This window comes from Streptomyces sp. NPDC086766 (assembly GCF_044746005.1).
In the GTDB taxonomy this organism is placed as follows: Bacteria; Actinomycetota; Actinomycetes; order Streptomycetales; family Streptomycetaceae; genus Streptomyces.
On the sequence record NZ_JBIVBI010000001.1, the window covers coordinates 121,115 to 142,503 of the forward strand.

26 protein-coding genes are annotated in these 21,389 nt (G+C 72.3%); 15 read left to right on the forward strand and 11 right to left on the reverse strand.

Going from position 1 to position 21,389, the window contains the following annotated elements; genetic code table 11:
- Positions 1-67 precede the first annotated feature (67 nt).
- The 3 genes from ACIPM1_RS00525 to ACIPM1_RS00535 all read left to right on the forward strand — a co-directional run bounded on the left by ACIPM1_RS00525 (position 68) and on the right by ACIPM1_RS00535 (position 1,639).
- A complete protein-coding gene (locus tag ACIPM1_RS00525) occupies positions 68-763 on the forward strand; it encodes a TerB family tellurite resistance protein (RefSeq protein ID WP_356180952.1) in 696 nt (231 codons plus the stop codon).
- A gap of 172 nt (positions 764-935) precedes the next feature.
- Complete coding sequence (locus tag ACIPM1_RS00530) at positions 936-1,316, forward strand: type II toxin-antitoxin system RelE/ParE family toxin (protein ID WP_402426940.1); 381 nt, start codon at positions 936-938, stop codon at positions 1,314-1,316.
- On the forward strand, positions 1,313-1,639 hold the full coding sequence (locus tag ACIPM1_RS00535) for a helix-turn-helix domain-containing protein (RefSeq protein ID WP_402426943.1): 327 nt from the start codon (positions 1,313-1,315) through the stop codon (positions 1,637-1,639). The genes ACIPM1_RS00530 and ACIPM1_RS00535 overlap by 4 nt, the downstream gene beginning before the upstream one ends.
- Before the next feature lie 19 nt (positions 1,640-1,658).
- Here ACIPM1_RS00535 and ACIPM1_RS00540 read toward each other — a convergent pair whose 3' ends face one another.
- Genes ACIPM1_RS00540 through ACIPM1_RS00550 form a run of 3 tightly spaced genes read right to left on the reverse strand, consistent with a single transcriptional unit; the run spans position 1,659 to position 3,731 of the window.
- Positions 1,659-2,597 carry a dihydrodipicolinate synthase family protein gene (locus ACIPM1_RS00540; RefSeq protein ID WP_402426946.1) on the reverse strand — a complete coding sequence of 313 codons (939 nt, stop codon included), beginning with the start codon at positions 2,595-2,597 and terminating at the stop codon, positions 1,659-1,661.
- 37 nt (positions 2,598-2,634) lie between these two features.
- Positions 2,635-2,916, reverse strand: coding sequence for a DUF397 domain-containing protein (locus tag ACIPM1_RS00545; protein ID WP_402426949.1), 282 nt, complete (start codon positions 2,914-2,916; stop codon positions 2,635-2,637).
- Entirely contained in the window at positions 2,898-3,731 is an 834-nt protein-coding gene (locus tag ACIPM1_RS00550) for a Scr1 family TA system antitoxin-like transcriptional regulator (protein WP_402426953.1), read from the reverse strand. The genes ACIPM1_RS00545 and ACIPM1_RS00550 overlap by 19 nt, the downstream gene beginning before the upstream one ends.
- A 114-nt stretch (positions 3,732-3,845) precedes the next feature.
- Here ACIPM1_RS00550 and ACIPM1_RS00555 point away from each other — a divergent pair, with 114 nt between their 5' ends.
- Entirely contained in the window at positions 3,846-4,061 is a 216-nt protein-coding gene (locus ACIPM1_RS00555; protein WP_402426956.1) for a hypothetical protein, read from the forward strand.
- Between the two features lie 32 nt (positions 4,062-4,093).
- Positions 4,094-4,282 (forward strand): hypothetical protein, encoded by a 189-nt coding sequence (locus ACIPM1_RS00560; protein WP_402426959.1) that lies wholly within the window; start codon positions 4,094-4,096, stop codon positions 4,280-4,282.
- 7 nt (positions 4,283-4,289) lie between these two features.
- Here the strand turns inward: ACIPM1_RS00560 and ACIPM1_RS00565 are convergent, their stop codons facing one another.
- Positions 4,290-5,120 carry an ABC transporter permease gene (locus ACIPM1_RS00565; protein ID WP_402426962.1) on the reverse strand — a complete coding sequence of 277 codons (831 nt, stop codon included), beginning with the start codon at positions 5,118-5,120 and terminating at the stop codon, positions 4,290-4,292.
- Positions 5,117-6,037: an ABC transporter ATP-binding protein gene (locus ACIPM1_RS00570; RefSeq protein WP_402426965.1), complete on the reverse strand. Its 921-nt coding sequence runs from the start codon at positions 6,035-6,037 to the stop codon at positions 5,117-5,119. Before ACIPM1_RS00570 ends, ACIPM1_RS00565 begins: the two co-directional genes overlap by 4 nt.
- A 134-nt stretch (positions 6,038-6,171) precedes the next feature.
- Here ACIPM1_RS00570 and ACIPM1_RS00575 point away from each other — a divergent pair, with 134 nt between their 5' ends.
- The 6 genes from ACIPM1_RS00575 (at position 6,172) to ACIPM1_RS00600 (ending at position 11,043) form a co-directional block, all read left to right on the forward strand.
- A complete protein-coding gene (locus ACIPM1_RS00575; protein WP_402426968.1) occupies positions 6,172-7,374 on the forward strand; it encodes a sensor histidine kinase in 1,203 nt (400 codons plus the stop codon).
- Positions 7,371-8,030: a response regulator gene (locus ACIPM1_RS00580; RefSeq protein WP_402426971.1), complete on the forward strand. Its 660-nt coding sequence runs from the start codon at positions 7,371-7,373 to the stop codon at positions 8,028-8,030. Before ACIPM1_RS00575 ends, ACIPM1_RS00580 begins: the two co-directional genes overlap by 4 nt.
- A gap of 102 nt (positions 8,031-8,132) precedes the next feature.
- Positions 8,133-8,801 (forward strand): DUF1266 domain-containing protein, encoded by a 669-nt coding sequence (locus ACIPM1_RS00585; RefSeq protein WP_402426974.1) that lies wholly within the window; start codon positions 8,133-8,135, stop codon positions 8,799-8,801.
- A gap of 45 nt (positions 8,802-8,846) precedes the next feature.
- The gene (gene recO / locus ACIPM1_RS00590; protein WP_402426977.1) at positions 8,847-9,596 is read left to right on the forward strand and encodes a DNA repair protein RecO; all 750 of its coding nucleotides are present in this window, start codon (positions 8,847-8,849) and stop codon (positions 9,594-9,596) included.
- Positions 9,597-9,645: 49 nt separating this feature from the next.
- Positions 9,646-10,485 (forward strand): isoprenyl transferase, encoded by an 840-nt coding sequence (locus ACIPM1_RS00595; protein WP_402426980.1) that lies wholly within the window; start codon positions 9,646-9,648, stop codon positions 10,483-10,485.
- Positions 10,486-10,509: 24 nt separating this feature from the next.
- Positions 10,510-11,043 carry a YcxB family protein gene (locus tag ACIPM1_RS00600; protein WP_402426983.1) on the forward strand — a complete coding sequence of 178 codons (534 nt, stop codon included), beginning with the start codon at positions 10,510-10,512 and terminating at the stop codon, positions 11,041-11,043.
- A 10-nt stretch (positions 11,044-11,053) separates the two neighbouring features.
- Here the strand turns inward: ACIPM1_RS00600 and ACIPM1_RS00605 are convergent, their stop codons facing one another.
- The 4 genes from ACIPM1_RS00605 to ACIPM1_RS00620 all read right to left on the reverse strand — a co-directional run bounded on the left by ACIPM1_RS00605 (position 11,054) and on the right by ACIPM1_RS00620 (position 14,284).
- Positions 11,054-11,470, reverse strand: a complete 417-nt coding sequence (locus ACIPM1_RS00605; protein WP_402426985.1) for a Fur family transcriptional regulator — start codon at positions 11,468-11,470, stop codon at positions 11,054-11,056.
- Positions 11,471-11,595: 125 nt separating this feature from the next.
- Entirely contained in the window at positions 11,596-12,498 is a 903-nt protein-coding gene (locus ACIPM1_RS00610) for a metal ABC transporter permease (RefSeq protein ID WP_402426988.1), read from the reverse strand.
- A complete protein-coding gene (locus ACIPM1_RS00615; protein ID WP_402426991.1) occupies positions 12,498-13,310 on the reverse strand; it encodes a metal ABC transporter ATP-binding protein in 813 nt (270 codons plus the stop codon). The genes ACIPM1_RS00610 and ACIPM1_RS00615 overlap by 1 nt, the downstream gene beginning before the upstream one ends.
- A gap of 17 nt (positions 13,311-13,327) precedes the next feature.
- Positions 13,328-14,284, reverse strand: a complete 957-nt coding sequence (locus ACIPM1_RS00620; RefSeq protein WP_402426994.1) for a metal ABC transporter substrate-binding protein — start codon at positions 14,282-14,284, stop codon at positions 13,328-13,330.
- 183 nt (positions 14,285-14,467) lie between these two features.
- Here ACIPM1_RS00620 and ACIPM1_RS00625 point away from each other — a divergent pair, with 183 nt between their 5' ends.
- Entirely contained in the window at positions 14,468-15,850 is a 1,383-nt protein-coding gene (locus ACIPM1_RS00625; protein ID WP_356180989.1) for a glycine--tRNA ligase, read from the forward strand.
- A gap of 135 nt (positions 15,851-15,985) precedes the next feature.
- On the opposite strand, the gene ACIPM1_RS00630 is transcribed toward ACIPM1_RS00625, so the two are convergent.
- The gene (locus tag ACIPM1_RS00630) at positions 15,986-17,098 is read right to left on the reverse strand and encodes an endonuclease/exonuclease/phosphatase family protein (protein ID WP_402426997.1); all 1,113 of its coding nucleotides are present in this window, start codon (positions 17,096-17,098) and stop codon (positions 15,986-15,988) included.
- Positions 17,099-17,314: 216 nt separating this feature from the next.
- On the opposite strand from ACIPM1_RS00630, the gene ACIPM1_RS00635 reads away from it, so the two are divergent.
- Both ACIPM1_RS00635 and ACIPM1_RS00640 read left to right on the forward strand, forming a co-directional pair.
- A complete protein-coding gene (locus tag ACIPM1_RS00635; RefSeq protein WP_356180994.1) occupies positions 17,315-18,325 on the forward strand; it encodes an aldo/keto reductase in 1,011 nt (336 codons plus the stop codon).
- A gap of 26 nt (positions 18,326-18,351) precedes the next feature.
- Positions 18,352-18,942, forward strand: coding sequence for a TetR family transcriptional regulator (locus ACIPM1_RS00640; RefSeq protein WP_402427000.1), 591 nt, complete (start codon positions 18,352-18,354; stop codon positions 18,940-18,942).
- 13 nt (positions 18,943-18,955) lie between these two features.
- Here the strand turns inward: ACIPM1_RS00640 and ACIPM1_RS00645 are convergent, their stop codons facing one another.
- Complete coding sequence (locus ACIPM1_RS00645; RefSeq protein WP_402427003.1) at positions 18,956-20,386, reverse strand: MFS transporter; 1,431 nt, start codon at positions 20,384-20,386, stop codon at positions 18,956-18,958.
- 110 nt (positions 20,387-20,496) lie between these two features.
- On the opposite strand from ACIPM1_RS00645, the gene ACIPM1_RS00650 reads away from it, so the two are divergent.
- Positions 20,497-21,387 (forward strand): helix-turn-helix transcriptional regulator, encoded by an 891-nt coding sequence (locus tag ACIPM1_RS00650; RefSeq protein ID WP_402428123.1) that lies wholly within the window; start codon positions 20,497-20,499, stop codon positions 21,385-21,387.
- Positions 21,388-21,389: the final 2 nt, after the last annotated feature.

Genomic DNA, 21,389 nt, shown 5'->3' on the forward strand with positions numbered 1-21,389 from the left:
CGCCTCACCGATGTGGCTAACATCACGCCTGCGCGGCAATGTTGCCGTGGGGTTACGGAGGTGCGACGTGCTGCCTGGACGGGGACGAGACGGCCGTGTGGTCCGGCGCGCGTGCGTGCTGGGCACCCGGACCGCGTGGTCGGCCGTCGGCGACGGCGAGTTCTTCTGTCCCGGCTGCGGCGGCGACCGCAACTACCAGCGCCTGAACGGCCGCCGGCGCTTCACCGTCCTCGGCGTGCCCCTGCTGCCGCGCGGGGTGACCGGCCCGGTCGTGGAGTGCGCCGCCTGCCGCGGCCACTTCGGCACCGACGTCCTCGACCACCCCACCACCATCCGCCTGTCCGCCATGCTCCGCGACGCCGTGCACACCGTCGCCCTGGCGGTGCTGGCCGCCGACGGCACCTGCGCCCGCCCCGCACTGGAGACCGCGGCGGCCGCGGTCCGCGCGGCCGGCTTCGAGGACTGCACCGAGGAGCAGCTCGCCGTCCTGGTCGAGGGGCTCGCCGCGGACACCGGACGGGTCCACGGGCAGCCGTGCGGCCCCGGTCTGGCCATAGAACTGCACGAGGCGCTCGACCCGCTGGCCCCGCACCTCGCCCCCGCCGGCCGTGAGTCCGTCCTCCTGCAGGCCGCCCGCATCGCCCTGGCCGACGGCCCCTACACCCCGGCCGAACGCGACGCCCTGACCACGGTCGGCGCGGCCCTGACCATCTGCACGGACGACGTGACCCGGTTGCTGGCGGCGGCACGGACGCCGTCGTGATGGGCCATGACCGGGCCTGACCGGGTTGCGGGCCGCGCGCCCGATCCGGTGGAGGCCGCGTCAGCTCCTGCTACGCAATCGCCCCCGTTCGGATGAAGATCCCGCAGGAACTTCCGCGTCGTCGACCGTCGCGATGTTTAGTGAATGCTAAACTCGCGGAAAGGGTCGAGGGTTGGAAGAGCAGTGGGACGTCTACCTGACGGCTGAGGTGGATCAGTGGTTGCACGATCTCGAGAAGGTCGATGCCGACACGTACGTGCTCGTGAACCAGGCCGTCTGGATTCTTGCCTGCCACGGCCCCGCCGAGGGCCGTCCCCTGGTCGATCGGATCAAGGGATCGACCCTGCACAATCTCAAGGAATTGCGCCCTGGGTCGACAGGGCAGAGTGAGGTGCGGATCCTTTTCATGTTCGACCCCTGGCGCTCCGCGATCCTGCTCGTGGCAGGGGACAAGGCCGGCCGCTGGAGCGCTTGGTACGACGAGGCGATCCCCTTGGCCGAGCGCCGTTATGCGGAGTACCTGGCCGATCGGAAGAAGGAGTCGGGGAAGTGAGCGGATACACCGCGTGGTCGGGCACCGGCGGCCACCGCGAGCGGGCGGAGGGGCTGGCCGGCGGCCCGGATGCGTTTCTTCAGGGGGCCCAGCATCTGCTGTCCGAAGCCCGGGCTTGGCGACTGGTCGAGATGCGCCAGGAACGGGGATACACCCAGGCGCAAGTGGCCGAGCGCATGGGCGTGAGCAAAGGCCGTGTCTCACAGATCGAGAGCGGCCAGGTCTCCGGAACGGATGTCGTGGCCCGCTATGTGGAGGCGCTGGGAGGCAGCCTTGTGATGGTCGCCGTCTTCGCTGACGGAGAGTTGCGCAAGGTCGGTTGATCCGCTGAGACGGATGCCCCTAGAGCAGCCCGGCGGCCGCCAGGTGTTTGCCCACCTGCTCCGTCTCCTCCGGCGACAGCGGGATCTGCGGGTCCGCCGTGGCCGGGCAGGCGATGACGCCCCGCAGGTGCAGCGCCGCCTTGAAGGCGCCGATCGCCGAGGAGCCCGGGCCCATGCGGCCGGCGTCGCCGGCGCGGGTCATGCCGAACAGGGCGCACAGGCGCTCCTGTTCGGTGCGGGCGCCGTCCCAGTCGCCCGCGCGGGCGAGGCGGTAGAGGCGCACGTAGCCGTGCGGGTCGACGTTGGCCAGGCCCGGCACCGCCCCGTCCGCGCCCACCGCGAGGGCGGCGTCCGTGATCAGCTCGGAGCCGGTGAGCACGCTGAAGGCGGCGGTCGCCGGGTCGGTCCGGGCGCCCGTGACCACCTCCCGGAAGCCCCCCAGGTCGCCGCTGGAGTCCTTCAGCCCCGCCAGGACCCCCTCGGCCGCCAGCTCCAGGACCAGGGCGGCAGGAAGCCGGGCGGGCACCGACACCGGGATGTCGTAGGCGAGGACCGGCACCGGGCTGCCGGCCGCGACCCGGCGGTAGTGGCGGGCGATCTCCGCCGGGTGGTGGGTACGGGCGTAGAACGGCGCGGTGACCACGACCCCCTGCGCGCCCGCCGCCGTGACCGCCGCGACGTGTTCCAGCACCCGCGCGGTGCTCATGTCGATCGCCCCGGCCATGACGGGAAGCTGCCCGCCGACGTGCGCGACGACCGCCTCCACCACCTGCCGCCGCTGCCCGTCCGTCAGGAAGGCCGCCTCGGACGTCGAACCGAGCAGGAACAGCCCGTGCACCCCGCCCTCCACCAGATGGCCGACCAGCCGCAGCAGCGAGGGCACGTCCACCTCGCGGTCGGGGGTCAGGGGCGTGCACACGGGCGGGACGACACCGGTCAGCGGGGTGGGAAGAGTCATGAGGACTTGTATAGCCGCCCCGCCGGGCCGGAACACGTCACAGACGCGCGCTCCTCACGGCCCCGACGAACTCCGCCCAGGCCGGCCCCGCGACCACCAGCACGCCCCCGTCCGGCACCTTGCTGTCCCGGACGGGGACGACTCCGGGGGCTCCGTCGGCTACCTCGACGCAGTTACCGCCCTCGCCGTTGCTGTAGCTGCTCTTGCGCCAGCGGGCGGCGCCGGGGAAGTCGTATGCGGCCTCTACACAGCTGCCGCCGTTGCCGTCGCTGTGGCTGCTCTTGCGCCAGCGGGCGTTGCTCAGGTCGTACTCGCGCATCGTCCGAAGTCCTCCGCCGCCGATTCGATCAGGGCCAGGGACGCCTCAGGCGACAGCGCGGCGGCCCTGATCTGATCGTATGCCGCGCGGGAACGCTTGACCACGGCCGGATCGTCCAGCAGATTCCCCGAATACACCGCTTCTGTATAGGCGGTTGGCGGGGCTTCGTCGAACTCCATGAGCACCAGCATCCCGTTCATGAGGGCGTACGCCGCCGCCGTGTAAGGCAGCACCTGCACGCGCACCGTCCGCTCCCGGGCGAGCCGCGCGACGTGGCCCAGTTGCTCCGCCATGGCCCCCGGCCCGCCGACCGGGATGCGCAGTACGTTCTCGTGCAGGACCACCCAGTACAGGGGGCGGGCGGCGTCCTTGAGGATGCGGGCGCGTTCCAGGCGGCCGGACACCTTCTCCTCGATGTACGCGTCCGTCGCGAACGGGTTCGTCGCCACCGTGACCGCCCACGCGTACGCCCGCGTCTGCAGCAGCCCCGGCACCAGGGCGGGTGCGAACTCGCAGATGTCCGTCGCCAGCGTTTCCAGCTCCGCCGCTCTCGCGAAGTAATCCGCGTACCGGGGATCGTCAATCAGCTTCCTGCACAACCGCTCGAAAATACCGTCGGTTTGCAGGATCTCGTCCATTCGCTGGGCCACGTCCAACTGAGGTTTCCGGATGGCCTGCTCGAACTGGCCGATGTAGCCGCCGGAGACGAAGACGCGGGCCCCCAACTCGACCTGCGTCAGCCCCGCGCCCTCCCGTCGCCGCTTGAGTTCCGCGCCGAAGAACTCCCACGCCGCCTGACGTGAACCGTTGGCCATCGCCAACCCCCTTGCGCTGCCTCGCTCCTGTAGGGACTGAAGCCCTTTCCGAGCGTAGACGCGGAAAGTCACCCTGGAGACACGAAGCGTGAAAGAGGAAAAAGGGAGCGAACAGTGGCAGTACGGAACCCGGTCCACTCGGCGGTCTGCGTGCGGGAGGCGGAGGAGACCCTCACCGAATTGCGGGCCGTACTCGAAAAGGCCGGAATCACCCTGCCCTCGCTGCGGCTGGACCCGGCCGGGCTCGCCCGCGAGGCGCCCTGCCCGCTGGTCGAGCTGGGGCGCTGCTCGGTGGAGACGGCCGCCCGGCTCGTCGCGGTGCTGCGGTGAGCCCGGTCCGTCCACCGGTCGGGTCGTACGCCATGGACACCGGTACGGGCCGGGTCGGTGTCGTCATGGGCCACGAGGGGCCGTACGTGCAGCTGCGGCCCCTCGGCGGCGGCCGGGAGTGGGACTGCGCGCCGGAGCTGGTGCGGGCCGCGACCCCGGCCGAGCGGCTCAGCGCGGCCACGGCCTACACCAACGCCCGCAGCCGCGGCGAGGTGCCATGAGCCTTCCTCACACGTCCCGACGGTCCACGGCCACGACCGCGACGACGGCGGCGACCGCGGCCCACACGGCGTAGACGGTCCAGCCGCCCGCCACCGTGGTCGGGTAACGCGGGGAGAGGGTGAACACCTGGTGGCCGTACTCGACGTTCACCAGGCGGATCCAGGCGTTGAAGGGCAGCGCGTTGCGGACGCAGGCCGTCCAGTGGTAGCGCTCGGTGACGAAGCTGGGCAGAAGCAGCAGCACCCCGGTGGTCACCACCATGGTGGTCGCGCTGTGCCTGATCAGCGCGCCCAGTCCCATGCCGGCCAGCGCGGCCACCGGGGCGAGCAGTGCCGAGGCGGCGACCACGCGCAGCGCGCCGGGGTGACCGATCGGCACGCCCTGGTCCCGGCCGGACAGGATGGCCTGAGTGGCGGCGAAGGACGCCCCGGCGATGACCGCTCCGTACACCGTCATCACGGCGGCCACGACGGTCACCTTGGCGGCCATCAGCGCCCGCCGGTCGGGGACGGCCGTGAACGTCGTACGGATCAGTCCGGTCGCGTACTCCCCGACGACGGTGATGGCGCCGATGCTCGCCGCCGCCAGGATCAGGATCATCGCGGCGCCTGCTGTGAAGGCGTCGCGCAGCGCCCAGGAGAGGAAGTGCGCCTGGATGACGTGGCCGTAGTGCGGGTAGTTCGTGTAATCGGCGCGGGCCGCGTTCGCGTTGAAGGCGACGACCGCGAGGGCGGTCGCGCCGAGCGCCCAGTAGGTGGATCGCAGGGACCGGAGCTTGAGCCATTCGGCGGCCAGGAGGTCCGTGAAGCGGGGGCTCGGTGCGGTGATGGCCGTCATCGGGACACTCCGTCCTTGGCGAGGTATTCGACACTGTCGGCGGTCAGTTCCATGAAGGCCGTCTCCAGGGAGGCCGTCTGAGGCGTCAACTCGACGAGCGACACGTGGTGTTCGAGGGCGAGTTGGCCGATGCGGGCGGCGTCGGGTCCGGTGACCTTCAGGGTCCGCTCGTCACAGGCGGCCACCGCGGCGCCCTCGGCCCTCAGCACCCGGGCGAGCCGCGCCGCGTCCGGTGACCGCACCGTGACGGCGGGCCGCGTCCCGCGCGCCGCGAACTCGGCGAGGCTCTCGGCGGCGATCAGCTCGCCCCTGCCGATGACGACCAACTGGTCGGCGGTGTGTTCCATCTCGGACATGAGATGACTGGAGACGAAGACGGTACGCCCTTCGGCGGCCAGCTTGCGGAACAGCCCGCGCACCCACGACACTCCCTCCGGATCGAGCCCGTTGAGCGGCTCGTCGAAGAGGAGGACCGGCGGATCGCCGAGCAGTGCGGTGGCGATGCCCAGCCGCTGCTTCATGCCGAGCGAGTAACCGCCGACCCGTCTCCTGGCGGCCGCGCCCGCCAGCCCCACCTCCTCCAGCACCTCGTCCACCCGCCGCCGCGGGATGCGGTTGCCGCGCGCGAGGGCGTGCAGATGGGCCCGTCCCGACCGTCCGCCGTGCACGTCTCCGGCGTCGAGAAGAGCGCCGACGTGCCGCAGTCCGCGCGGGTGCCGCCGGAAGACGTGCCCGCCGACGGTGGCCGAACCGGACGTCGGCTCGACGAGGCCGAGCAGCATCCGCAGGGTCGTGGTCTTGCCCGCTCCGTTGGGACCGAGGAAGCCGGTGACGTGGCCGGGGCGGACGGAGAAGGACAGGTCGCGCACGGCGGTCGTGGGGCCGTAGCGCTTGGTCAGCCGATTGACTTCGATCATGCCGTCCACGGTCGCGCGTCAGGCCGGTCCCGGGCATCGCCCGGCCGCGGACACTTGACCGGCGCCGGTGTCGACCCTGGTTGTACGACCCGCGGCCGATGCCCTCCGCGGGAGGCTGCGCCTACGCTCACTGCATGTCCGCCACCGTGCCGTCGCCCCTGATCAAACGTGTGCCGCCCGGCGGCTGGGTCGCGCTCGCCTGGTGCGCGAGCACGCTCCTCACGCTCCTGGCGCGGGTCAGGCTGCCCGGCGAGACGTACCCGGACCAGTGGCCGGCGGTCCAGCTGTACCGCTGGGACGGCCTGGTCTTCCACGGGGTGTCCGCCGCCCTGGCACTGTGCGGCGCCCGGCTGCTCGAACGCCGCCCGCTCAGGGCGCTCACCCTGCTGATCCTGGCCGCGATCGTCGAGACGACCACGCTCGGCGTCGGCGAGCTGCCGATGGCGCAGTACCTCCCACCGATCGTGGCCTTGTACTTCGTCGCCGCGCACACGCCGCGCCGCACCTCGATCACCGCCCTGGTCACGGCAGTCGGCACCCTCGGGGCCTACATCGCCGTTCGGCTGCTGTGCGGTTGGGTGGTCGGCACCTCGGCGGAGCTGGCGGTGGCCCTGGTCACGGTGATCGGCTGGCTGCTCGGCAACTCCACGCACCAGGCCCGGGTGCACGCCGAACGGCTCAGCGCCGAACGGGCCGCCCGGGCGGTGAACGCCGAACGGCTGCGCATCGCCCGCGAGATGCACGACACCGTCGCCCACAGCATCGGCATCATCGCCCTCCAGGCGGGCGCCGCGGGCCGTGTCGCGGCCACCCGCCCGGAGGCGGCGCGGGAGGCGATGCGGGCGGTGGAGAACGAAGGGCGGCGGACGCTGGCGGGACTGCGGCGGATGCTGGTCGCGCTCCGGCGTGCGGACGAGGGGACGGGGCCCCCCGAGCACGTCATGGTCGTGGCCGGTCTGGACGACGTCGAGCGGCTGGCGGCCACGACCACCGCGGCAGGGGTGAAGGTCGAGATCGAGGTGCGGGGCGAGCGGCGGCAACTGCCGCCGGACCTCGACCTGTCGGCGTTCCGGATCGTCCAGGAGTCGGTGACGAACGTCGTGCGGCACGCGGCGGCCGGCTCCTGCCGGGTGACACTGACGTACGGTGACGGCGAACTCGCCCTGGAGATCACCGACGAGGGGCGCGGGCGTGGCACGGGCACGGACACCGGGTTCGGGGTGGCGGGGATGAGGGAGCGAGTGGCCTTGTTGCACGGGGAGTTCTCGGCGGGACCGAGAGCGGAGGGCGGCTTCCGGGTGGCCGCCCGGCTGCCCCTCCCGGCGGCCGTGCGATGAGCGTGCGCGTGCTGCTCGCCGACGACCAGCCGCTGATCCGCACGGCCCTGCGGTTGGTGATGGCCGACCTCGACGACGTGGAGGTGGTCGGCGAGGCGGAGACGGGCGCGGAGGCCGTGGGGCTGACGGAGGAACTCCGTCCGGACGTCGTGGTGATGGACATCCGGATGCCGGGAATGGACGGCATAGAGGCGACCCGCCGGATCTCGGGGGCGGTGCCGGAGACGCGGGTCGTCGTCCTGACGACGTTCGACGACGACGACCACGTGTACGGCGCCCTGCGCGCGGGCGCCTCCGGCTTTCTGGTCAAGGACATGGGCCTGGACGACATCATCGGCGCGGTACGCGTCGTGGCGGCCGGCGACGCCCTGATCGCGCCGAGCGTCACCCGCCGCCTGATACAGGACTTCGCCGCCGCGGGGTCCCACGGGCGGGCGCGCGGACGCCGGGACCTGACGGCCATCACGGAGCGGGAGCGCGAGGTGCTGACCCTCGTCGGTACGGGCCTGTCCAACACGGAGATAGCCGCCGAGCTGTGCATCAGCGTGGCCACGGCGAAGACGTACCTGACCCGTCTGCTGACCAAGCTGGACGCGAGGGACCGGGTCCAGCTGGTGATCCTGGCCTATGAGGCGGGGCTCGTGTCGGTGTCCTAGAGGCGGCGGTCCACGGCGTACGCCGACGCGCGCAGCCGGGGTGAAGGTTCCTTGAGGATCACATGGACATGAGTCCGCGCTCCTGCCGTAGGGTGCGGGCGCATGGGTTCGTGGAACGTGTCGACCTTGCTGAACATGTCGCGGCTGTCGAGGTGGAGGAGGCCGCGGGCCAGTCGCCGCTATCCGGTCCCGCTCACCCGGCACCAGCTGTGGATGGTCTCGCTGAGCGCGCCGGTGAGCCGTAGCCCGGAGGCCTCGCGGACCACGCTCTACCCGCTGCGGCGGATCGACGACGACAGCTCCCGGCGGTGGCTGGCCGACCAGTGGGAGATCACCACCCACGGGGAGCTGGCCGACCGGCTCGACTGGCTGGCGGGCGCCGGCTACCGCGCGCGGGCGCACCGGCTGCTCGGCGTCGCGCCGCTGGCCTGGGACGCCGCCCTGTACGCCGACATCTCCCGCCGGGGCTTCGCCGCCGGGCTGATCACCGAGGCCGACGCGTGGACGGCGCTCAAGAACATCGTGCCGTCGGTCGCGGGGACGTACGGCTCCTGGCGGGAGTACGCCGACCACTATCTCCTGGGGCGGAAGGTGTGGCGGGACGACCTCAGGGGCCGCAGCGGCGCCGTCGGTGCCGCCGACGACGGTCTCCCCGCTCCGCAGGCCGTCGCGGACGCCCATCTGCGCTCCCTGCTGGACCCGGGGAACCGGGCCAGCCCGTGGAACCTCGCGCCCTGGGACGCCATACGTCACCCCGACCGCCCACGCTGACCCCGTACGCGACACCACGCCGGCCCCGTACGCGACAATGGGGCCATGAGTCTGTTCCGGGACGACGGCATCGTCCTTCGTACCCAGAAGCTCGGCGAAGCCGACCGGATCATCACGCTGCTCACGCGCGGGCACGGACGGGTGCGGGCCGTGGCGCGCGGGGTGCGGCGGACCAAGTCCAAGTTCGGCGCCCGGCTGGAGCCGTTCTCGCACGTCGACGTGCAGTTCTTCGCGCGGGGGAGCGAGCTGGTGGGCCGCGGGCTGCCGCTGTGCACGCAGAGCGAGACCATCGCCCCGTACGGCGGCGGGATCGTGGCGGACTACGCCCGCTACACCGCCGGGACGGCCATGCTGGAGACCGCCGAGCGGTTCACCGACCACGAGGGCGAGCCGGCCGTGCAGCAGTACCTGCTGCTCGTCGGCGCGCTGCGCACCCTCGCCCGCGGCGAGCACGCCCCGCACCTGGTGCTCGACGCCTTCCTGCTGCGTTCGCTGGCCGTCAACGGCTACGCCCCGAGCTTCGGCGACTGCGCCAGGTGCGGAATGCCCGGTCCGAACCGGTTCTTCTCGGTGGCGTCGGGCGGCTCGGTCTGCGTCGACTGCAGGGTGCCCGGCAGCGTCGTACCCTCACCGCAGACCCTGGAACTGCTGGGCGCGCTGCTCACGGGAGACTGGGAGACCGCGGACGCCTGCGAAGCGCGGCACGTCCGGGAGGGCAGCGGGCTGGTGTCCGCCTATCTGCACTGGCACCTGGAGCGCGGGCTGCGCTCCCTGCGCTACGTGGAGAAGTCCTGAACGACACGACGTCCTGACACGGTCCTGACACGAAGGAGACGAGAGACACATGGTGGTAAGCGGGTTCCTGGGACGCCGGCGCCGCGAGTACAGGGCGCCGGAGCCACACCCGTCCGGTGCCCGCCCGCCGAAGCTGCCCGGCGAGCTGGTCCCCGACCACGTGGCGATCGTCATGGACGGCAACGGCCGCTGGGCCAAGGAGCGCGGCCTGCCCCGCACCGAGGGCCACAAGGTGGGCGCCGAGCGCGTGCTGGACGTGCTCCAGGGCGCCGTCGAGATCGGCGTCCGCAACATCTCCCTGTACGCCTTCTCCACGGAGAACTGGAAGCGCTCGCCCGAAGAGGTCCGCTTCCTGATGAACTTCAACCGCGACTTCATCCGCAAGACCCGCGACCAGCTCGACGAGCTGGGCATCCGGGTGCGCTGGGTGGGCCGTATGCCCAAGCTGTGGAAGTCGGTCGCCAAGGAGCTCCAGACCGCCCAGGAGCAGACCAAGGACAACGACCGGCTCACCCTCTACTTCTGCATGAACTACGGCGGCCGGGCCGAGATCGCCGACGCCGCCCAGGCGCTCGCCGAGGACGTGAAGGCGGGCCGGCTCGACCCGTCGAAGGTCAACGAGAAGACCCTCGCGAAGTACCTGTACTACCCGGACATGCCGGACGTGGACCTGTTCCTGCGCCCGAGCGGCGAGCAGCGCACCTCCAACTACCTGCTCTGGCAGAGCGCCTACGCCGAGATGGTCTTCCAGGACGTGCTGTGGCCGGACTTCGACCGGCGCGACCTGTGGCGGGCGTGCCTCGAGTTCGCCTCCCGCGACCGGCGCTTCGGCGGAGCGATCCCGAACGAGGAGCTGCTGGCCATGGAGGGCCGCGGCGAAGACAGTTGATCACTGCCGCTACGATCCCGCCTCATGGTCATGGACATGGGGCGGGACGCCGGGCAGGACGTGGTCGAGCTGGCGTACCGGCCGACGGTGAAGGACTTCACGGCCGCGCTGCGCCAGCGCGGCCGGATCGGGCGGGCGGCGCGGAGACAGAAACTGGTGGTCGTCCTGGCGGCCGTCGTCTTCGCCCTCGAGGCCGCCCAGGCGCTGACCGGCGGGGGCGTCCACTGGTTTCCGCTGGTCTGGGCCCCGTGCTTCGCACTGCTGCTGGTCGCCGCGCCGTGGTTGCAGGGCCGCCAGTTCATGAAGCTCGCCGCACGCAACGGCGTGTACCGCGTCACCGTGTCGGACGCGGGCGTGACGGTGGCCACCGACCACAGCTCCTCGGCGGTCGGCTGGGCCGCCCAGCCCCGCTACCGGGAGACCCCGGAGATCTTCGTGACCTTCAGTGACGACAAGAACGCCAGCTGCTTCACGGTCCTGCCCAAGCGGGGCCTCGCGGACCCCGCCGACGCCGACCGGCTGCGGGAGATCCTGGACCGCCACCTGACCCGGGCGTGAGGTGCCGGGTTCAGGTGCCGGACGCCGCGCACTCCGCGCAGGTGCCGAAGATCTCCACGGTGTGGGCGACGTTGACGTAGCCGTGCTCCGCGGCGATCGCCTCGGCCCACTTCTCCACGGCCGGTCCCTCCACCTCGACGGCCTTGCCGCAGACGCGGCAGACGAGGTGGTGGTGGTGCTCGCCCGTCGAGCAGCGGCGGTAGACCGACTCGCCCTCGGAGGTGCGCAGCACGTCGACCTCGCCGGCCTCGGCGAGGGACTGCAGGGTGCGGTAGACGGTGGTGAGCCCGACCGAGTCGCCCTTGTGCTTGAGCATGTCGTGGAGGTCCTGCGCGCTGCGGAACTCGTCGACCTCGTCGAGGGCCGCCGCGACTGCGGCACGCTGCCGGGTGGCGCGGCCCTTCACGGGCGGTCCTGCGGTCGTCACCGGATGCCTCCTTCTCGATGGCCCGTTCGCCTGCGGGGTGCGCCTCGCGCCGGCACGCCCCGTCGGCTCCCTCTCGGCCACGTCTGCGCCTGCCGGGCCATTGTGCCAGCCCGGACCGCGCGCGGTCAGACGCCGACCTCGTCCGCGGCGCCCCGGGTGGCCGGAATCGCGCACTCGGCCGGTTCCCCGGCGGGCCGCCCGGCGTCGAGCGCCCGCGCGCGCCGCCGGGCCAGCGGTGCGGCCAGCGCCGTCAGCGCGACGAAGGCCGCGATGGTCAGCAGCACGATCGTCGCACCGGGTGGGACGTCCTGGTAGAAGGAGGTGACCGTGCCGCCGATCGCGACGACGACGCCGATGCCGACGGCGATGGCGAAGGTGGCCGCGAAGCCGCGGCTGAGCTGCTGGGCGGCGGCCACCGGGACGACCATCAGCGCCGACACCAGCAGCAGCCCGACCACCCGCATCGCCACCGACACCGTGACCGCCGCCGTGACGGCCGTGAGCAGGTTCAGGGCGCGCACCGGCAGGCCGGTCACCCGCGCGAACTCCTCGTCCTGGCTGACCGCGAAGAGCTGGCGGCGCAGGCCCACGGTGACCACCACGACGAAGGCGGCGAGCAGGCAGATCGCCGTCACGTCGGATTGCGAGACCGTCGACAGCGAGCCGAAGAGGGACGACATCAGGTTCGCGTTGGAGCCGCCGGGGGCGAGGTTGACGAGCAGGACGCCGCCGGCCATGCCGCCGTAGAAGAGCATCGCCAGGGCGATGTCGCCGCGGGTCCTGCCGTACCAGCGGATCAGCTCCATCAGCACCGCGCCGAGCACGGAGACGGCCGTCGCCATCCACACCGGGGAGGCGGACAGCAGGAAGCCGAGGCCGACGCCGGTCATCGCCACGTGGCCGATGCCGTCGCCCATCAGGGCCTGGCGGCGCTGCACGAGGTAGATGCCGATGGCGGGGGCGGTGACGCCGACCAGGACGGCGGCGAGCAGCGCCCGCCGCATGAAGTCGTAGTTCAGGATGTCCATCAGCTCAGCAGTCCCGTCCGGATCGGATCGGCGCCCGGGGCGTCGTGCGGGTGTACATGGTCGTGGCCGGGCTGGGGGTACCCCCTGCTCGAAGAGCTTGGGGGAGTGCTGGCCGCCGCCTTCGGCGGCGGGCCGTCGTGCAGGACGCAGCCGTCGCGCAGGACGACGGCCCGGTCGATCAGGGGTTCCAGGGGTCCCAGTTCGTGCAGGACGAGCAGCACCGTCGCCCCCGCCGCGACCTGCTCCCGAAGGGTGCGCGCGAGCACCTCCTGGCTGGCCAGGTCGACGCCCGCCATCGGCTCGTCCATGATCAGCAGTTCGGGTTCGGCGGCCAGCGCGCGGGCGATCAGCACGCGCTGGTGCTGGCCCCCGGAGAGGGCGTGCACCGGGTCCCCGGCGCGGTCCGCCATGCCGACCTGCTCCAGGGCACGCCGTACGGCCGTGTGGTCGGCCTTGCGGAAGACGCCGAAGCGGGTGCGGGAGAGCCGCCCCGAGGAGACGACCTCGGTGACCGTCGACGGCACCCCGCCCGCGGCGCTGGTGCGCTGCGGGACGTACCCCACGCGCGCCCAGTCGCGGAAGCGGCGCAGCGCCGTGCCGAACAGCTCGACCTCGCCCGCGCTGACCGGCACCTGGCCGATGGCGCTGCGGACGGCCGTCGACTTGCCGGAGCCGTTCGCGCCGAGCAGCGCGACGACCTCGCCGCGGCGCACGGTGAGGTCGACGCCGCGCAGCACGGGGCGCGACCCCAGTTCGGCGCGGACGCCGCGCAGCGCCACGACGGGCTCGTCCACGACGTTCTTGGCGTCCATGACGCCCTCCTTCACGCTCACTTGGCGCCCAGGGCCTTGCGCAGGGCCTGGAGGTTGGCGTCCATGACCTGGATGTAGTCACGGCCGCGGGACTTGCCGGTGATGCCCTCGACCGGGTCGAGGACGTCCGTCCGCAGCCGGGCGTCCCGGGCGACGGTCCGGGCGGTGCCGTCGTTGACGAGCGTCTCGTAGAAGACCGTGGTGACCCCGTCGGCCTTCGCCATCCGCTCCAGCTCCTTGACCCGCGCCGCGCTGGGCTCCGACTCGGGGTCGAGGCCGCTGACGGCCTCCTCGGTCAGGCCGTAGCGCTCGGCGAGGTAGCCGAAGGCGGCGTGGGTGGTCAGGAAGACCCTGGTCCTGGTGTTCCCGAGCCCGGTGGCGTACCGGGTGTCGAGGGCCTTCAGCTCCTTGACCAGGGCGGCGGTGTTCTCGCGGTAGTCGGCCGCGTGGTCCGGGTCGGCCTTCTCGAAGGCGCTGCCCACGCCCTCGGCGATGCGCGCGTAGCGCACCGGGTCGAGCCAGACGTGCGGGTCCTTGGCACCGGACCCCTCGCCCCCGTGCGTGTCGTGGGCCTCGGCGTGCCCGCCGACCTCGGTGCCGTGCTCCTCCAGCGTGGTCAGCGAGGTGGCGTCGATCTTCGTCCCGATCTCCGACTGCGCGACGGCGTCGTCGACGGACGGCTGAAGCCCCTTGAGGTAGAGGACCGCGTCGGAGTCCTGGAGCTGGGCGGTCTGCCGGGCGCTGATGTCCAGGTCGTGCGGCTCCTGGCCGGGCTGGGTGAGCGTGGTGACGTGCGCGTGGCTCCCGCCGATCCGCTCGGCGAGGAAGGCCATCGGATAGAACGAGGCGACGACGTCGAACTTGCCGGTGCCCCCCGCGGCGCCCGCGGTCGAGCAGGCGGAGAGGGCTCCGAGGCCGAGGGCGGCGGCCGCCGCGGCCGCCGCCCCGGATATGAGGCGTCGTCGTACGTTCATGACAGTCATTTTCATCAAAAATGGAAACCGTTGTCAACAAGGCGGGTCGGAGCCCCGCCGGAGGCCCGCATTCCGCCCGCACCCGGCACCGATTTGATTGAGGGGGAGCCCCCGCCGGTACGCTGAAGCATTCGCTGTGAAGCGTCTCGCTTCGTCGCCCGTCGTCGTAATGAAGAGAGCACCGTGGCCGCCGACAAGATCGACACCATCGTCAGCCTGAGCAAGCGCCGTGGCTTCGTATTCCCCTGCAGTGAGATCTACGGCGGCCAGCGCGCCGCGTGGGACTACGGGCCGCTGGGTGTCGAGCTCAAGGAGAACCTCAAGCGCCAGTGGTGGCGCTACATGGTGACGTCGCGCGAGGACGTGGTCGGTATCGACTCGTCCGTGATCCTTGCCTCCGAGGTTTGGGTCGCCTCCGGTCACGTCGCCACCTTCACGGACCCCCTCACCGAGTGCACCGCGTGCCACAAGCGGTTCCGCGCGGACCACCTGGAGGAGGCCTACGAGGCCAAGCACGGCCGCGTCCCGGAGAACGGCCTCGCGGACGTCAACTGCCCCAACTGCGGCAACAAGGGCCAGTTCACCGAGCCCAAGCAGTTCTCGGGCCTGCTGTCCACCCACCTCGGCCCGACCCAGGACTCCGGCTCCGTCGCCTACCTGCGCCCCGAGACCGCCCAGGGCATCTTCACCAACTTCGCCCAGGTGCAGACCACCTCGCGCCGCAAGCCGCCCTTCGGCATCGCGCAGATGGGCAAGTCCTTCCGCAACGAGATCACGCCCGGCAACTTCATCTTCCGCACCCGCGAGTTCGAGCAGATGGAGATGGAGTTCTTCGTCAAGCCGGGCGAGGACGAGAAGTGGCAGGAGTACTGGATGGAGCAGCGCTGGAACTGGTACACCGGCCTGGGTCTCCGTGAGGAGAACATGCGCTGGTACGAGCACCCGAAGGAGAAGCTCTCCCACTACTCCAAGCGCACCGCCGACATCGAGTACCGCTTCCAGTTCGGCGGCAACGAGTGGGGCGAGCTGGAGGGTGTGGCCAACCGCACCGACTACGACCTCGGCGCGCACGCCAAGGCCTCCGGCCAGGACCTCTCCTACTTCGACCAGGAGGCCGGCGAGCGCTGGACGCCGTACGTCATCGAGCCCGCGGCCGGTGTCGGCCGCGCGATGCTCGCCTTCCTGCTCGACGCCTATGTCGAGGACGAGGCGCCCAACGCCAAGGGCAAGATGGAGAAGCGCACCGTGCTGCGCCTGGACCACCGCCTGGCCCCGGTGAAGGTCGCGGTGCTGCCGCTGTCCCGCAACCCGGAGCTGTCCCCGAAGGCCAAGGGCCTCGCCCAGGCCCTGCGCCAGAACTGGAACATCGAGTTCGACGACGCGGGCGCCATCGGCCGCCGCTACCGCCGCCAGGACGAGATCGGCACGCCGTTCTGCGTGACGGTCGACTTCGACACCCTCGAGGACAACGCGGTCACCGTCCGCGAGCGCGACTCGATGAAGCAGGAGCGCGTCTCGCTGGACCAGATCGAGGGCTACCTCGCGAGCCGCCTGCTCGGCTGCTGAGGCCCCCTGCCGCTCGTCACGCCGGTGCCGGGTCCCTTCCGGGGGCCCGGCACCGGCGCGTCGGCGCCCCGGCCGCGGTGAGCCGGGGCGAGCCCGTCCCGGCCGATCCGTGACCGGCCGCGACGGCGCCGCCGGTCACAGATCGAGGTCCGCGTACAGGGCGGCGTGGTCGGAGGCCTCGTCGGCCTTCGACGTCACCGTGTCGAAGGACTTGATGGCCGGCGGCGCCCAGACCCCGCGCCGCTCCACGCCGACGTGCTGCACCCGGTCCCACAGCGGCGGCGGGAACAGCAGGTAGTCGAGCTTGTCGCTCGGCCTGGTGCCCGAGCCGTGGGTGCCGGGGTCGCCCCGGTAGGCGGGGTGGCTCATGGCGTCCCGCAGGCCGGCGTCCGTCAGCGTCCTGATCGGCGGGCTGTCCAGGAAGTCGTTGAGGTCCCCGGCGACCAGCACGTTCGGGGACCGCTCCGCTGCGGCCCGGTAGATCCTCACGACCTGCTCCGCCTGGGCCAGGCGCAGCTCCGGGTCGTCGCCGGCCTTGCTCTTGAAGTGGTTGCCGAGGACCCACAGGGGCGTCCCGTCCAGTTCGATCTCGAACTCGGGGCAGTCGCGGCTGAACACGGGACCGCCCGGGTGCTCCGGACTGGTGTCGAAGATGTGCGAGCGGACGGACCGGATCGGGTGCCGGCTGAGGATGCCGACGTCGATACCGCGGCTGTCGTTGCCGTCGATCAGCATGTTGAAGGGGTAGGCACGCCTGCCCAGCACCCCGCTCAGGACCTGCGTGTTGAAGCGGTCCAGGGTGAGCCGGTCCTCCACCTCGACGGTGAGCAGGACGTCGGCGTCGATCTCGGCGATCACCCGGCCGGTGTTCTTCACGGCGGCCCAGTCGAGGTCGCCGCGCACGAGTTCGGCCCAACCCGCCCAGGCGCCGCGGCCCTTGGCGACGACGTGGATCTCCGGATCGCGCGGGTCGCCGCTCCTGCGGAAGAGCGCCGCGGCGCCGCCGCGGGTCTGGTTGACGTAGATGGGCGGCGGGTCGTGCGGATCGAGGTCGTAGGCCCGGTGCTTCCTGACGAGTGCGGCGATCCGCGCCTTGTCCGCCTCCTGGTAGTCCGCCTTGCCGAGCAGGGAGACCAACTCGTCGAAGTCGTCGAGGACTTCCTTGCGGTGGGCGTCGTCCGGGAGACCGAAGGCCTGGGGGCGGCGGAACAGGTTCTCGGCGTTGAAGGTGGCGATGCGGATGGTCATGGCGCGCCTCCTGCGGCGGCGCATGGGATGCCGCGTGGCCGGCGGCAGGCGCCGCCGGGGTGACTGCTCGCCGACAACACCCATTCTCCGAGCCGGGGCGGACCGTGTCGAACGCGGCGGCGCCGACGGGCTTCGTCGCCGACCGGGCAGCCGGACGCTGACAAGTAACGACTGACAGATATTGAAATCTGTCAGTCGTTATGCCAGGGTAGGCGCATGACGATCCAGACCCGCCCCCTCGGAACCACCGGACCCCAGGTCTCCGCCCTCGGCCTCGGCTGCATGGGCATGTCCGCGCTGTACGGCGACGCGGACCGGACCGAGTCCCTCGCCACCGTGCACGCCGCCCTGGAGGCAGGCGTGACCCTGCTCGACACCGGCGACTTCTACGCCATGGGCCACAACGAGATGCTGATCGGCGAGGCCCTGCGGACCGCCCCCGCGGCCCTGCGCGAACAGGCGCTGCTCAGCGTCAAGTTCGGCGCCCTGCGCGACCCGGACGGCGGCTGGAGCGGAGTCGACGGACGGCCGGCGTCCGTGAAGAACTTCGCCGCGTACTCGCTCCAGCGCCTCGGCGTCGACCACATCGACGTGTACCGGCTCGCGCGCCTCGACCCGGACGTGCCGATCGAGGAGACCGTCGGCGCGATCGCGGAACTCGTCGAGAAGGGGTACGTACGCCACATCGGCCTGAGCGAGGTCGGCGCCGAGACCGTTCGGCGGGCCGCCGCCACCGCGCCCATCGCGGACCTGCAGATCGAGTACTCGCTCATCTCGCGCGGCGTCGAGGACCGCATCCTGCCCACCACCCGCGAACTGGGCATCGGCATCACGGCGTACGGCGTGCTCTCCCGCGGCCTGATCTCCGGGCACTTCGGCCGCGACCGGCAGCTCGCCGCGCACGACTTCCGGGCCCACTCCCCGCGCTTCCAGGGCGAGAACCTCCAGCACAACCTGAACCTCGTCGACGCGCTGCGCAAGGTCGCCGAGCAGAAGGGCGTGACGGTCGCGCAGATCGCGATCGCCTGGGTGCTCTCCCGCGGGGAGGACATCGTGCCGCTGATCGGCGCCCGCAGCCGGCAGCGGCTCACCGAGGCGCTCGGCGCGCTGGACGTGACCCTGGACGAGGGCGACCTCAGGGCGATCGAGGAGGCCGTGCCGGCCGACGCCGCCGCGGGCGCGCGCTACCCCGAGGCGCAGATGGCACACCTCGACAGCGAGCGCTGACCCGGGCGCCGGGTACGGTCTATGCCATGGCCACCACCGCCGAGACCCTGACCGCCGAACGCATCCTCGAAGCGACCGAGGAGGTGCTGCGCCGCCACGGCCCGGCGAAGGCCACCGTGGTGGACGTGGCCCGCGCGCTCGGCGTCAGCCACGGCAGCGTCTACCGCCACTTTCGCACCAAGGCGGTGCTGCGGGAGGCGGTGACGAAGCGATGGCTGGACCGCACCTCCGAGGCGCTGGCCGGCATCGCGGCCGACGAGGACCGCGACCCCGAGGCGCGGCTGCGGGACTGGTTCGCGACCCTGTTCGAGGCCAAGCGCCGCAAGGCGGGCGACGATCCCGAGCTGTTCGCCACGTACTCGGTCCTGGCCGGAGAGAACGGCGCGGCGGTCGGCGAGCACATCGCCGACCTGACCGCCCAGCTCACCCGGATCGTCGCCGCGGGCGCCGACGCCGGCACCCTCACCGCCGCCGACCCGGCCGCCACCGCCCGCGCCCTCTTCCACGCCACGGGCCGCTTCCACGACCCGTGCTACGCGCCGGAGTGGGAACAGGCGGGCGTCGAGGACGAGTTCAAGGCCGTGCTGGACCTGGTCCTGCGAGGACTGCGGACCTGACCCCGCGGCGGGGCTACCCCACGGTGCGCGGCAGGCGCAGGCTCAGCAGCGCCGTCAGCGCCACGCCCACGAGCTGGACGAGGAGCGTCGCCACCAGGGCGTCTCGCATCCCCAGGCCCGGGACCAGGGAGAGGAACAGGGTGCCCAGCGTGGCCACGCCCAGCGCCAGCGACGACTGCTGGGTGGTCACCATCACCCCGCTGCCGACACCGGCCCGCGCGGCCGGCACCTCGGAGAGGACGATCCGGAAGAGCACCGGCAGCTGGAGCGCCTGACCCGCGCCGGCCACCGCCGCGCCGGGCAGCAGTGCGGCCGGCCCGAGGCCCGGCCAGTCCCGCCAGGCGGCCAGCGCCAGCAGTCCCACACCCACCGCCTGGATCAGCGCGCCCGCGGTCACCACGCGCGTGCCGTACCGGGCGACCAGCCGCGGCCCGGCGAGCGAGACGAAGAAGAACACGACCGCCATGGGGGCCAGCGTCAGCCCCGCCGGGACCGGACCGAGGCCCGCGCCGCGCTGCAGGGCCACCGCGACCACGAACATGAAGCCGCTGAACCCGATGGAGAACGGCACGATGATCACCAGCCCGCGCCGCAGCGAGGTGAGCGCGAACAGGCTCGGCGGCACCAGCGGCGTACGGCCCTGCCGGTCCGCCCGGCGCTCCACGGCGTAGAACGCGGCCGCCAGACCCGGGAACGCGGCCAGCGACAGCCAGGTCCACAGCGGCCACCCCGCCGCGCGGCCCTCGGTCAGCGGGACCAGCAGCGCCAGCAGGGATGCCGCCAGCAGGAGGGTGCCGGAGCCGTCCACCGGCTCCGGTCGCGGGGAGCGGGTCTCCGGGACGGCCCGGGCCCCCAGCACCAGGCCCGCGATCACGAACGGCACGTTCACCAGGAACACCGAGCGCCAGCCGGTGCCCGCGACATCGGCGGCGACGAGGACGCCGCCGAGGATCTGCCCGGCCATCATGGACAGGCCCGCCGTCGCGCCGTACAGGCCCATCGCCCGGGCCCGGCGGGGGCCCGAGGTGGCCGCCTGGATGGTGGCGAGCACCTGCGGCAGCATCGCGGCGGCCGCCGCGCCCTGCGCCACGCGGGCCGCGACCAGCGACCAGGCGTCGGGGGCGAGCCCGCACGCCAGCGAGGTCAGGCCGAAGGCCGCCATGCCGCCGAGGAAGAGGCGGCGGCGCCCGAACAGGTCGCCGAGCCGGCCGCCGAGGACGAGCAGGACCGCGTACGCCACCCCGTACCCGGCGACGACGAGTTCCAGGACGGCCTCGCCCGCCCCGAGGTCCCGGCCGATGGTGGGCAGGGCGACGTTGACGATGAAGAAGTCGATCAGGGGCAGTGCCGCGGCCAGCAGCACCGTGAACAGTCCGAGTCCGCGGAGCGCGGGTGGCGCCACGATGGACCGGACGGTGCGTGAGGAGATGGTTTCGGTCGTCACGGTCACGAGCCTGCGCCCGCCCCCAGGGTGGTACCAGAGTCTTCTTGTCCTGGTAGCGGGAGTACCTGGAAACAGGCTGCGGGTGCGGGCACTGTGGAACCATGACGACCATGGCCCAGGAGACGCCGGTACGAGAACCCCAGGCCCCGCGCGCCCCGGAGGCGGCCGCCTCGGCGATCCGGCGGCACGAACTCGCCGCCTTCCTGCGGCACCGCCGCGAGCACATCAGCCCCGAGCGGGTCGGCCTGCCGCGCGGCAGCCGGCGCCGGACGCCTGGGCTGCGCCGCGAGGAGGTCGCGCATCTCTCCGCCGTCGGCGTCACCTGGTACACCTGGCTCGAACAGGCCCGGAACATCCAGGTCTCCGTGCAGGTGCTCGACGCCCTCGCCCGCACCCTGCTGCTCGACCCCAGCGAGCGGGCCCACCTCTTCCAGCTCGCGGGCGCCACGGACCCGACCCCGGCGACCACGTGCCCGTCGGTCACCCCGGCCCTGCGCGCCGTCCTGGAGCAGCTCGAACCGATCCCGGCCTGCCTGCAGAACAGCCGGTACGACATCCTCGCCTACAACCGCACGTACTCCCTGCTGCTGTGCGATCTGGACGCGGTGCCGCCGGAGGACCGCAACTGCATGATCCTCTCCTACACGAACGAGGACTGGCGCTCCTCGATCGTGCGCCTGGAGGAGACCACCCGGCTCATGGCCGCCCGCTTCCGCGCCGCGATGGCCGGGCACCTCGGCGAGCCCGCCTGGAAGATGCTGCTCAAGCGGCTGCGCACGGAGTCGGCGGACTTCCGCGCGGCCTGGGACCGGCACGAGGTGGTCGGCGCCCGTACCAAGCGCAAGGAGTTCCGCAACGCCCACGTCGGCCGCCTCGTCCTCGACCACACCGACCTGTGGCTGAGCCCCGAGGTGGGCCCGCGCATGGTCACGTACGCACCGGCCGACGAGGAGACACGCGAGCGCCTGGAGAAGCTGCACGCCATCGCCCTGGCGAGGTGACC